Raw genomic sequence first — 11,394 nt, 5'->3', positions numbered from 1 at the left:
GGCTGGGGCCCCCCAAATTTGTGTTGGGGGCCCCCGCACGTTTCATTCCCTACCCGGCTCATTCTTGCGAATCCTGGTGCGGCCCCCCAGAGGCTGTCTGACCCCCGGGAATTCCCCGATACGTGCCGCATCGAGGAAGGATCCCCTTGGATCGCACCGCTCGCAAGAACAACGGCTCGTCGCACTCGCGCAGGGCGGGAGGCCGGAACAACTCCTCCCGTACGGCCGGTGCGGGACGCGGCACCCCCCGGCGTCGTACCGCGCCCGGCGGCGAATTCGCGCCGCCCGCCACCATCACCCCGGCGCTGCCCGCCGTCGAGGCGTTCGCCGACCTCGACCTGCCCGATCGGCTGCTGGCCGCGCTGCGGAGCGAGGGCGTGGTGGAGCCGTTCCCGATCCAGGCGGCGACGCTGCCGAACTCGCTGGCCGGGCGTGATGTCCTGGGCCGCGGGCGCACGGGGTCGGGCAAGACCCTCGCCTTCGGCCTCGCCGTGCTGGCCCGTATCGACGGGCAGCGGGCCGAGCCCAAGCAGCCGGTGGCCCTCGTCCTCACCCCCACCAGGGAACTGGCCCAGCAGGTCACCGACGCCCTCACCCCCTACGCACGCGCGCTGCGCCTGCGGCTCGCGACGGTGGTCGGCGGTATGTCGATCGGCCGCCAGGCGAGCGCGCTGCGCGCCGGTGCCGAGGTCGTCGTCGCGACGCCCGGCCGGCTCAAGGACCTCATAGACCGCGGCGACTGCCGGCTGGACCGGGTCTCGGTCACCGTCCTGGACGAGGCCGACCAGATGACCGACATGGGCTTCATGCCGCAGGTGACGGCCCTGCTCGACCAGGTGCGTCCCGACGGCCAGCGGCTGCTGTTCTCGGCCACTCTCGACCGCAATGTCGACCGTCTGGTCCGCACCTACCTCCACGACCCCGTGGTCCACTCGGTCGACCCGTCCGCCGGCGCGGTCACCACGATGGAGCATCACCTGCTGCACGTGGAGGACGAGGACAAGCACGCCACCACGACGGAGATCGCCGCCCGCGACGGGCGCGTGATCATGTTCCTGGACACCAAGCACGCCGCCGACCGGCTGGCCAAGAAGCTGCTGGCCGTCGGGGTGCGCGCCTCGGCCCTGCACGGCGGGAAGTCCCAGTCGCAGCGGACCCGGACCCTGGCCCGGTTCAAGGACGGCGAGGTCACGGTCCTGGTGGCCACCAACGTCGCCGCCCGCGGCATCCACGTCGACAACCTCGACCTCGTCGTCAACGTGGACCCGCCCGGCGACCACAAGGACTATCTGCACCGGGGCGGCCGTACCGCCCGGGCCGGCGAGTCGGGCACCGTCGTCACGCTGGTCCTGCCGCACCAGCGGCGCGAGACGGCCCGGCTGATGGCCGACGCCGGCATCACGCCGCGGATCACCCGGGTCCGCTCGGGCGAGGCGGAGCTGAGCCGCATCACCGGTGCCCAGGCGCCCTCGGGCGTGCCCGTCGTCCTCACCCCGCCGCCCGCCGAGAACCGCCCCGCCCGCACGGGTACCGCCTCGCGCGCCCGGCGCGGCAGGCCCTCCCGGGGCCGCCGCCGCTGAACCGCTCTCCGGTGCGGACGCCACGTGCTCAGTGCTGCGTGTCGCTCCGCGCCGAAGACAGCCGCACCACCGTTCCCTCCCCGTTCGCGGACAGCAGCAGGGAGCCGTCCGGGGCCGCGGTGAGGCCCGCGAACCGGTGGGCCAGGCCGGGGACCTGGTGGGTGAAGAGCGCGGGGGCCGGGCGGGGGCCGGTGCCCGGGGGGATGCCGACCGCCAGGGATTCGGCCTCGACACGGGTGGCGCCCGTCGTCAAGGAAACCGACCACAGCCGGCGGTGTTCGGTGTCCACGGTGAAGAGTTCGTCGCCGTGGGCGGCGAGACCCTGCGGGGCGCCGAGGCCCTCCGCTACCGGCACCGCCTCGCCTTCGTCGATGCGCAGGATCGCTCCGCGCCGGTCGTCGCTGACATAGCAGCGCTGCTCGGCGTCGAAGGTCACGTCCACCGGGTGGTCGAGCCCCTCGGCGAGGACGGTGACCGTGTCGGTCCCGTCGATGGCGACGACGCGGCCCGCGCCCGTCTCGGCGACGACCAGGGCGCCGTCGGCACGGGTCGCGATACCCAGGGGCTGGTTCAGGCCGTTCGCCCTGAGCCGGGTCGTCCCGGCGGCGGGGTCGTAGGTCTGGACGGTGCCGAACTGCGAGGTGGTGTGCAGGAGTTCGCCGTCGGCCGTGATGCCGTGGAAGAAGGGCTGGAGGATCTCCGTGGTCACATCGCCCGACCCGCCCTCGTCGGGTTGTTCCGGCCGGGCCACCCGGTAGTGGTCGGCCGCGTACACCGTGCCGCCGAGGTCGATCGTCACGCCGTAGGGGCCGTCCAGGCCGCGGGGCACCACGGGACGGGTGCGGCCGTCGGGACGCAGTTCCGTGATGCCGCCGCTCGCGAAGCTGGAGACGAACATGCGGTTCTCCGCGTCGAACGCGGCGTTGTCCAGGCCCGTGACCCCGCTGGTGACCAGTGAACGCGCGCCCGTGCCGTGCAGGTCGACGCGGGTGACGATGCCCTCGGGGCCGCGCGACAGGACGTTGAGGACACCGCCCAGGTCGAAGCGGACCGCGACCGGGTCGTGCACGTCCTCGGCGACCACCTCGGGCACCCCGCCGTCCGGGGGGATGCGCCAGACCTGCCTGCTGATCATGTGCGGGTAGTAGAGGCAGCCGTCCGGGCCGAGCTGCATCGCGTTGCCGAAGGCCAGTCCGTCGGTGAGGACGACCGGGTCGCCGCCCCCGGGGAAGAGCTCCAGCAGCCGGCCGTTCATCTTCATCTCGTTGACGAAGAGCCGGTCGCCGACGCAGGTGATGCCGTTGGGCACCTTCACCTCCTCGGAGACCAGGCTGTACTCGCCCTCCGGGCTGCGGCGCCACACCCGGCCGGGGACCAGGTCGGCGATGTACATCGAGCCGTCCGCCCCGAAGGCCAGGTCGTCGGGCGACTCGACGGGGCTGTCCATCGGGACGACGACCTCGACGTCCCCGGTGGCCGGGTCCACGGCGCTGATCTTCCCGGCGAGGAACTGGGCGACGTACAGCCGCCCGTCCGGGCCGAACGCCACGCCGTTGGAACCCCACAGCGGGTTCGGTGAGTTGAGGCGCGTGGCCTGCCGGCCGGGACTGCGCATCTCACTCGCGTCGTACCTGCTCGAACCGCCCGTCACGATCCCAGCACCTCGTCCATGCCGCCTTCAGCGCGCCAGCGTCGGATCAGCTCGTAGAACGCGACCGGGCCGTCGCCGTAGGACTCGCTGCGGGGCCGGGGCATGCCCTCGGCGTTGTAGTAGCCGGGGGTGCACTCGGACTGGAACGTGTACAGGTCCGCCGACTTCTGACGGATCGTGTCCCCCCAGGCGGCCTCCGCCTCGGCCGTGGGCTCCACGCACGGGGCCCGGCGCTCGACCGCCTCGGCGATCACCTCGGCGACGTGGGTGGCCTGTTCGTCCAGCACGTGCACGTAGTTCACGGAGCTGGCGCTCTGCACGGAGCCGAGCATGAACAGGTTGGGGAAACCCCGGCTGTAGAAGCCGTGCAGGGTCCTCGGGCCGGTCTTCCGCCAGGAGTCCAGCAGGGCGGTGCCGTCCCTGCCGTACGCGGGGAGCTGCCCGGACAGCAGCCCGGAGACGCCGACCTCGAAGCCGGTGCCGAAGACGACGCAGTCGACCTCGTACTCCACCCCGCCCACCACGACGGCGTGCTCGGTGATGCGCTCGACGCCCCCGTGGTCGGCCGTGTCCACGAGGGTGACGTTCGGCCGGTTGAAGGTCTCCAGGTACAGGTCGCTGAAGGTGGGCCGCTTGCACATGTAGCGGTACCAGGGCTTGAGCTTCTCGGCCGTCGCCGGGTCCTCGACGATCGTCTCCACCCGGGACCGCAGCTCGTTCATCTTCTGGAAGTCGGCGATCTCCTCCAGGCGTTCGCGCTCCTCGGGCGTGAGGGCGTCGTAGTTGTTGGTCGGGATGAGCTTCTGCTGGAGGCGGGCGCTGCTGGTCCAGCCGTCGGCGACCAGGTCCTCCTCGGCCCGGCCGCCCGTGACGACCGAGAGGAAGTTGTCCCTGCGCTCCCGGGCCCAGCCGGGCTTGAGCGAGCCGGCCCACTCGGGATCCGTGGGGCGCTGTCCGCGCACGTCCACGGAGGACGGGGTCCGCTGGAACACGTACAGGTGCCGGGCGTCCCGGCCGAGATGCGGGACGACCTGGATGGCCGTGGCGCCCGTGCCGATGAGGGCCACGCGTTTGTCGGCGAGCCCCGTCAGGCCGCCGTTCGCGTCGCCGGCGGTGTAGTCGTAGTCCCAGCGGCTGGTGTGGAACATGTGCCCCTTGAAGGTCTCGATGCCTTCGATCCCGGGCAGTTTGGGCTGGCTGAGCAGGCCGGTCGCCACGACGACGTGCCGGGCGGTCATCCGGTCGCCGCGGTCGGTGCCGATGGCCCACACGGACTCGGCCTCGTCCCAGCGGAGTTCGCTCACCTGTGTCCGGAGGCAGGCGTCGCGGTAGAGGCCGAAGTGCCGTGCGATCGCCTCGGCGTGCTCCCGGATCTCCTCGCCCGGCGCGTACTTCCACTTCGGGACGTAGCCGAGCTCCTCCAGCAGGGGCAGGTAGACGTACGCCTCGATGTCGCAGTGGATCCCCGGGTACCGGTTCCAGTACCAGGTGCCGCCGAAGTCGGCGCCCTTCTCGATGATCCGGATGTCCCGCAGGCCCGCCTGGCGCAGCCGGGCGGCGGCGAGCAGACCGCCGAATCCGCCGCCCACGACCGCCACCTCGACGTGGTCGTGCAGGGGCTCCCGGGTGAAGCCGGGCTCGGCGTGCGGGTCCTCGTCGAAGTGGCCGAACTCGCCCGCGGTACGGCGGTACTGGCGGCTGCCGTCCGGGCGGATCCGCCGGTCGCGCTCGGCGCGGTACCGCTCGCGCAGGGCGTCCGGGTCGAAGCCCAGGGCCGACTCGGGGGTGTGGGGGGTGGACATGGGTGTCCTCTTCCTCTCGCGGTATGCGGTTGTTCTTCGGCTGTTTCTTCGGCTGTTTCTTCGGCTGTTCTCCGGCGGGGGCGGGTGGGGGTCAGACCGCGGCCCAGGCGTTGTCCACCGGCAGGATGACGCCGTTGACGCCGCTCGCCGCGTCGGAGGCGAGATAGACGATGGCGGCGGCCTGCTCCTCCGGTTCGCAGATGCGGCCCATGTTGACGAAGTGCCTGCCGACGACGGACGGTCCGTGGGCCTCCCGGTCGATGTGGACATCGGCCGTGATGTCGGTGGCCGTGCCGCCCGGGGCTATGGCGTTGGCGCGGATGCCCTGGTCCCGGTACATCACCGCGAGGGAGCGGGTGAGGCCGAGGACCCCGTGCTTGGAGACGGTGTACGCCGTCCCGGCCGCGCTGCCGCGCAGCGAGGCCTCGGACGCGGTGTTGACGATGGCTCCGCCGCCCGCGGCGATCATGTGCGGCAGGGCGGCCCTGGTCAGCAGGAACGGCGCGGTGAGATTGATCCGCAGCGTCCGCTCCCACTCGGCGTCGGTGACGTCCGCCGTGGCGGACATGCTGTCCATGACGCCCGCGTTGTTGACCAGGACGTCGATGCCGCCGAAGGTGCCGGCCGCGGCGGCCACGACCGCGTCGACCACCGCGGCGTCGCTCAGATCGCCCGGGACGGCGACGGCCGTTCCGCCCGCGGACTCGATGGCCTCGACGACGCTCTTGGCACCCTCCGCGTTCAGGTCGGCGACCACGACCTTCGCTCCCTCTTCGGCGAACCGCAGGGCGGTGGCGCGGCCGATGCCGGAGGCGGCTCCGGTGACGATGACGCTCTTGCCTGACAGACCCGTGGCTCCCATGCGGCTCCTTCGTACGGCGCGTTGGCGTGCTGTGACGTGGTGTGGCGTGCTGTGGCTTGGTGTGGCGTCAGGCACAGTACTGGTTTCTGTCTCAGTGCGACATAAAGACGCGTCGTGCCAACAGGTCCTTTCACGCCAGTCAGACGTGAAGCGACGTAAAATAGAGTGAGCACGGCAAGTCGAGGAGGGCGCATGGCCGGACGAGCAGGTGGTGCCACGGGGCGGCCACCGCTGACGGAGCGGCGGCGCGCCGAGACGCGTATGGAGATCGCCGAGGAGGCGGTCCGGCTCTTCGCCGCCAAGGGCGTGGCGGCGGTGACCGCGGAGGACATCGCCTCCGCTTCGGGGGTGTCGACGCGCACGCTGTGGCGGTACTTCCGCTCCAAGGAGGAGTGCGTACGTCCCCTGCTCACCACAGGACTCGAGCTGCTGACGGAGCATCTGCGGGAGGGTCGGGGCGAGCACGGCTCACTCGCCGAGGCGATCCTGAGCGTCCGGTACGACGACGACGCCACACCCCGCCTGCGTGCCCTGGGCGACCTGCTGCTGCTGTGCCGCGACGAGCCGGGGCTGCGCGCGGTGTGGCTGGAGGCGCACTACGACGCGGAGGCGACGTTCGCGGCGATGATCGCCGACCGTACGGGCCGGCCCGCCGGCGATCTCGCGGTCCGGGTGGAAGCGGGCGCGCTGAACACCGCGATGCGCATCGCGGTGGAGGACTGGGCGCTGCGGTCCGACGCGGCGGCGGGGCCGTCCCTGGCGGAGACCCTCAGGCGCGCGTTGCGGATGGTCGACGCCGTCGAGAAGCGCTGACCAGGCCTGCCCGGGTCGCTCAGGCGTCGGCCCCGGGCGCCCCGAACCAGCGGTGCAGCGCGGTGAGAAGGGTGGTCTCCGGGGCCGCCTCCGGGGTCCAGGCGACATAGCCGTCGGGGCGTACCAGCAGCGGAGTGGGCACGTCCGGCGAGACCCGCTCGGCGGCCAGTACGGCGACACGGTCGCGCCATGCCAGGGCCTGCGCCGCGAGTTCGCTCTGGTCGGCGGTGTGGACCAGGACCGCACGGCCCTCCTGCTGGAGCGTGGCCAGGCGGACCGTGCCGCCGCCGTCCTGCCGCGGGCGCTCCAGGAGGAGATCGGGGCAGGCCCGGCCGAGGAGACCGGCCGGCTCGGACCCGCCGGTGCCCATCGGGTGGACCACGTCCTTCATGGCGTACACGTCGTGCAGGCGCTGCTTGACCGCGGGGTCGGTCATCAGCTCCTTGAAGAACAGCTCGTAGGGGGCCGTGTTGTCCGGGCCCGGATGCAGCAGCCTGGTGGCCGCCTCCGAGTTGCGCAGCACCCGGGCGGCGACCGGCCTGCGCTCGCTCTCATAGCTGTCGAGCAAGCCCTCGGGGGCGTCGCCGCGGACGGTGGCGGCGAGTTTCCAGCCGAGGTTGACGGCGTCCTGGAGGCCGAGGTTGAGGCCCTGCCCGCCGAACGGCGGATGGATGTGGGCGGCATCGCCGGCGAGCAGGACCCTGCCCTGCCGGTAGCGGTCGGCCAGCCGGCAGGTGCCGGTGAACCGGGCCAGGGAGACCGGGTCACGCAGGGTGACCTCGACACCGCTGGTGCGGCGCAGACTGGCCTCGACCTCGCCCAGGGTCACCTCGCTGCGGCGGTCGACGGGCGGGGTGTCGAACTCGACGCTGACGATCCGGCTGGGGCCGTGCGCGTAGGCCGCGATGCCCCGGGGAGTGCGGCGCCAGGTCCGCTCCAGGGCGCCCTCGGGCTCGACGGTCACCACGGCCTGATATCCCGTCACGCTCGGCCCGCCCCCGGGGAATCCGATGCCGAGCGTCTTGCGGACGGCACTGCGCCCGCCGTCGCAGCCGACGACGTAGGCGGCTCGGAAGGTGTGGCCGGTGCCCTGGTCGTCGGTGGCGGTGACGGTGACGGGGCCGGTCGTCGCCTCGCTCAGGCCGGTCACTGCCAGACCTCGCCGCGCCCTGCCGCCGAGCCCCAGGAGGTGGTCGTACAGCACCTCTTCGAGGATCCCGGCGCGGACCGGGAGCATCTCGGGTGCCCGGCCGTCCTGGTCGCGCTCGGTGCGGTAGGCCGGTTCGGCCTCCGCCGTCGCCTTCATCAGCTCGTCCAGGACACCGCGCCGGTCCAGGGCCTGGATGCTGCGTGCGGTGATGCCCGGGGCGCGCAGCCGCCGGTCGAAGTCCGCCGCCCGCTCCAGGACGAGCACGCCGACACCCGCGACGGCCAGCTCGCAGGCCAGCATCAGGCCCACCGGACCGGCTCCTACGACGATGACGTCCGCGTCAGGGGCGGTCGTTGCCGGGACGGAGGCTTCGGGCATGGTGAGGGGTCTCCTTGCGTCTCTGGCGTCCGTGTCGTCTCTGGCGTCCGCGTCGTTCCTGGCGTCCGTGTCGTTCCTGGCGTCTCTCGTGTTCCCGGCACCGACAGGGACTGGAGCAGCAGGTCGGCCAGGGTCGCGTGATAGCAGGACCGGAAGAGCGCGGGGTCGTCCGGCGCGGGCCGGTCCCGGGCCAGCCGGCGCGCGGCCGCCTCGTCCAGCGGTGTGCCGCCGTGGCAGTGGACGGCCAGGGTCTCGCGCCGGGCCGCCCACTCCTGCTCGGCGGCCGGGGACCCGGCGCCGACGCCGCGCAGCGCGATGTGCGTCTCGATCAGCAGGTCCCAGCGTCCGGCCCGCTCGGCGAGACCGCGCAGCCGGTGCAGCAGCGCGGCGATCCGGTCCCGTTCGGCGGCGGACAGGGCGGGTGCCGTGCCGCCCATGTCGGTGGCGTAGAACACCGCGTGGGTGACGCGGTAGGCGTCCCGGGTCAGGTCCTTCTCCGTCCGGTCCGGGCCCAGGGCCGTCGTACGGCACAGCCCGGCCCAGTCCTGGCCCGTGCGCAGCAGGCCGGCGGCCTCCAGGGCGTGCAGGACGCCCGGCGACCCGGGGCGCACCCCGGCACGGGCCCGCTCGCGCAGGACGTGCTCGCACCCCTCCACGACGTGACCGGCGGCCCGGAGCCAGAGATACGGCTGCATGAGGTAGAGCGCGTCGGCCGGTTCGGCGGTCGCCGCCCGGGCCGCGAGTCCGTCGGCGCACGCCTCGACGAGGAAGTCCCGCCAGCCGTCGAGCTCCCGGACGCCCGGCCCGAGCCGGTCTGCCAGCCAGTGGTGGGCGAGGGCGAGTTCGCTCAGCGGCTTGAGGCGGTCGCGCGGCGCGGCCGGGTCCGGCGGCGGCAGGAAAGCGGGCAGTCGGTCGCCGGCCCAGGTCAGGGCGCGGGTCAGCGGCTCGGGAAGTGTCCCCGGGCGGGTGGCCGGACCGGAGGTCACCCGCGCTCCCCCGCGGCATCTTGGTCGGGCACCCGGTGCACCATGCCGCTCGACTCCAGCCGGTCGAGAAGCTGCCGGCGGAGCCCTTCCGCCGTCTCCTCGTCGCCGTCGGGCAGCAGCGGGGCGTACGGGTTGGGGGTCCCGGGGTCGAGCGCGGACCGCAGGACGTGACTGGCGCGGCGCGACAGCCGGTGCACGGTGAACCGTCCGGTGTCCAGCAGCACTCCGCAGAAGGGGAGTTCGCGGAACACGATGTGCTCGGCCAGCCTGACGGCGGCGCCCGTCGCGGTCTCCGGTTCACGCATCGTCCAGTCCTTCCAGCCAGCGCTCGATGACGCAGAGTCGGGCGATCTCCTCCCCGTTGCGGTGCACCCGGGCGGGCGTCAGACCGTCGACGAAGGTCCGGCTCAGCACGCCCGTGCGGCACAGCAGCGAGTCGGGGGTGAGCAGCGAACGGCACGTCTCGACGTTCTGGTTGACGAACATCGCGGAGATCGAGTCGATCCGGGCCTGCTGCATGCGGTGGCCGATCCCGGCGGGCACCGCACGGTCGGCGTAGGCGAGCCGCAGCGCGAACTTGTCGACGGTGAGGCCGTGCCCGAAGCCGATCCGGTGCCGGGCGGGCAGGGCGAGGGCGTACTCCACGACGTCCCGGTCCGCGAAGGGCGTGCTGATCAGCCGGTGTTTGGGCAGGGCGTAGTTGAGCCAGGCGGCCTGGAGGTTGGCGGTGCTCAGGGACTGGCCGAGCATGAACAGCGAGGTGATGCCCTGCGGCAGCCGGCGGCGGGACCAGCCGCCGCGCTCCATCGTCGAGTGGAGGCTGTCGCGGGCCCGGTCCGCGGCCTCGCGCAGGGCGAGGGTGACGCGGGCGCCGGCGTCCTCCGTGAAGCCGACGGGGTGCACGATGGCGTCGCGGTCGGGCAGCGCGGTGGTGGGGTCGCTGCTGAGCAGGCGGTAGAGGTAGCGAGCAGTGGCCAGCGCCTTGCCGCCCGGCCGTGCGGTGCCCTGCCCGGCTGTCGCCGGGGTGCCGCCCGCGAACGATGTCTTCGCCGCCGCCGCGAGCGTCTGCCAGACGGGTTCGCCCGCCACCCGGGGGTCGAGGATCGCCGGGCCGGCCACGGAGAACAGGCCGCGTTGCAGGTCGTGGGCGAGGATCTGGTCCGCGAGCAGCCCGGACAGGACGAACCGGGCGCCGGCCGCCTCCGCGAGGTCCACGGCCGCGGCGATGCCCCGCAGGGGCACATGGGTCTGCGGCAGCGCGCCGGTGGCCGGGATGTCGATGTAGTCGCCGCCGGCCCGGGTGTGCTTGGACATGTCGTACGGCATCCAGGACAGCCCGCAGGCGCGGGCCACCGACTCCGCCGCCTCCCGGTCGGAGTCGAACCCGGGGAAGCCCTCCAGGGTGAAGTGCAGTCCCATGGCCCGTCCGGGGCCGGAGCCGATCTCGTGGGCGACGGCGGCGGAGTCGATGCCGCCGCTGAGCATGAGGACCGCGTCCGGCTCGTGTGCGAGCATCCGGCCGCAGGCCCGGGCCAGGCGCTCGCGCAGCCCGTCGGCGGCCTCGTCGATGGTCCGGGGCGGGTTCTCGTACGGGCGGAACTCGTCGAAGGTCTCGACCCGGGGCCGCCGGCCGGACTCCAGCACCAGGGCGCTGCCGGGCGGGAGTCTGCGGATGCCGGTGAACCAGGAGCGGTCGTCGGGCATGCCGCGCTCGGCGATGAGCATGGGCAGGACGTCGGTGTCCACGTCGGACAGCCGGGGCGGGCGGTCGCCCAGCAGCCGGGCCGGGTCGGCGGCCCACAGCAGGCTGTCGCCGTCCTGGGTCCAGAACAGCGGGGTGAGGGCGTTCACCGCCCGGTACAGCGTCAGCCGCCCTCCGTCGGGCGCCACATGGGCGAGCACGAAGTCGCCGCGCAGCCGGCGGACCGCCTCGGCACCGCGCAGATCGAGCAGGCGCTGCAGCGCGGCGAGGGCGGCACCGGGCTCACGGCCGGTGTCGAGAAGCAGGAACTCGGGCAGCGCGGACAGATCGACCCAGCCGGTGAACTGAACCCGCCCGGCCCGCTCCACCCGGTCGGCGTCCAGCGCGGCACCGTTCTCGTAGACCGGCCCCTGCGACGCCGAGGGGCGTGCTCCGGCGGCCTTGGGGGAGGCCATGCCGGTGGTGTCATA

9 protein-coding genes are annotated in these 11,394 nt (G+C 73.2%); 2 read left to right on the top strand and 7 right to left on the bottom strand.

Translation table 11 applies throughout. The features are described from left to right. Positions 1-146: 146 nt before the first annotated feature. Positions 147-1,580, top strand: coding sequence for a DEAD/DEAH box helicase (locus ACFTZL_RS15355; RefSeq protein ID WP_382581863.1), 1,434 nt, complete (start codon positions 147-149; stop codon positions 1,578-1,580). Positions 1,581-1,608: 28 nt separating this feature from the next. Here the strand turns inward: ACFTZL_RS15355 and ACFTZL_RS15350 are convergent, their stop codons facing one another. From ACFTZL_RS15350 to ACFTZL_RS15340, 3 genes are all read right to left on the bottom strand, one after another. Continuing rightward, positions 1,609-3,195, bottom strand: a complete 1,587-nt coding sequence (locus ACFTZL_RS15350) for an SMP-30/gluconolactonase/LRE family protein (protein WP_382581866.1) — start codon at positions 3,193-3,195, stop codon at positions 1,609-1,611. A 32-nt stretch (positions 3,196-3,227) separates the two neighbouring features. Beyond that, the gene (locus ACFTZL_RS15345; RefSeq protein WP_382581861.1) at positions 3,228-5,033 is read right to left on the bottom strand and encodes a flavin-containing monooxygenase; all 1,806 of its coding nucleotides are present in this window, start codon (positions 5,031-5,033) and stop codon (positions 3,228-3,230) included. A 91-nt stretch (positions 5,034-5,124) separates the two neighbouring features. After that, positions 5,125-5,895 carry an SDR family NAD(P)-dependent oxidoreductase gene (locus tag ACFTZL_RS15340; protein WP_382581858.1) on the bottom strand — a complete coding sequence of 257 codons (771 nt, stop codon included), beginning with the start codon at positions 5,893-5,895 and terminating at the stop codon, positions 5,125-5,127. Positions 5,896-6,087: 192 nt separating this feature from the next. Between ACFTZL_RS15340 and ACFTZL_RS15335 the strand changes: the two genes are divergently transcribed. Beyond that, positions 6,088-6,708 (top strand): TetR family transcriptional regulator, encoded by a 621-nt coding sequence (locus ACFTZL_RS15335; RefSeq protein ID WP_382581855.1) that lies wholly within the window; start codon positions 6,088-6,090, stop codon positions 6,706-6,708. Positions 6,709-6,727: 19 nt separating this feature from the next. Here the strand turns inward: ACFTZL_RS15335 and ACFTZL_RS15330 are convergent, their stop codons facing one another. From ACFTZL_RS15330 to ACFTZL_RS15315, 4 genes are all read right to left on the bottom strand, one after another. Further along, a complete protein-coding gene (locus ACFTZL_RS15330; protein ID WP_382581851.1) occupies positions 6,728-8,236 on the bottom strand; it encodes an FAD-dependent monooxygenase in 1,509 nt (502 codons plus the stop codon). Further along, on the bottom strand, positions 8,179-9,222 hold the full coding sequence (locus ACFTZL_RS15325) for a DUF6895 family protein (RefSeq protein ID WP_382581848.1): 1,044 nt from the start codon (positions 9,220-9,222) through the stop codon (positions 8,179-8,181). The genes ACFTZL_RS15330 and ACFTZL_RS15325 overlap by 58 nt, the downstream gene beginning before the upstream one ends. Continuing rightward, on the bottom strand, positions 9,219-9,527 hold the full coding sequence (gene adfB / locus ACFTZL_RS15320; RefSeq protein ID WP_382581845.1) for an actinodefensin-associated protein B: 309 nt from the start codon (positions 9,525-9,527) through the stop codon (positions 9,219-9,221). Before adfB ends, ACFTZL_RS15325 begins: the two co-directional genes overlap by 4 nt. Beyond that, positions 9,520-11,394, bottom strand: a 1,875-nt coding sequence (locus tag ACFTZL_RS15315) for an asparagine synthase-related protein (protein WP_382581842.1), incomplete at its 5' end; no start/stop codon positions are given. The genes ACFTZL_RS15315 and adfB, both read right to left, overlap by 8 nt.

The sequence above is a fragment of the Streptomyces sp. NPDC056948 genome, assembly GCF_042674225.1.
GTDB classification, from domain to species: Bacteria; Actinomycetota; Actinomycetes; order Streptomycetales; family Streptomycetaceae; genus Streptomyces; species Streptomyces purpurascens.
This window is presented reverse-complemented; position numbering and strand designations above follow the sequence as displayed.

Bases quoted from the DNA above. Each gene is read 5' to 3' on its own strand.
- ACFTZL_RS15350 (WP_382581866.1), bottom strand. From the start codon at position 3,195: ATGCGCAGTCCCGGCCGGCAGGCCACGCGCCTCAACTCACCGAACCCG.
- ACFTZL_RS15345 (WP_382581861.1), bottom strand. From the start codon at position 5,033: ATGTCCACCCCCCACACCCCCGAGTCGGCCCTGGGCTTCGACCCGGAC.
- ACFTZL_RS15340 (WP_382581858.1), bottom strand. From the start codon at position 5,895: ATGGGAGCCACGGGTCTGTCAGGCAAGAGCGTCATCGTCACCGGAGCC.
- ACFTZL_RS15335 (WP_382581855.1), top strand. From the start codon at position 6,088: ATGGCCGGACGAGCAGGTGGTGCCACGGGGCGGCCACCGCTGACGGAG.
- ACFTZL_RS15330 (WP_382581851.1), bottom strand. From the start codon at position 8,236: ATGCCCGAAGCCTCCGTCCCGGCAACGACCGCCCCTGACGCGGACGTC.
- adfB (WP_382581845.1), bottom strand. From the start codon at position 9,527: ATGCGTGAACCGGAGACCGCGACGGGCGCCGCCGTCAGGCTGGCCGAG.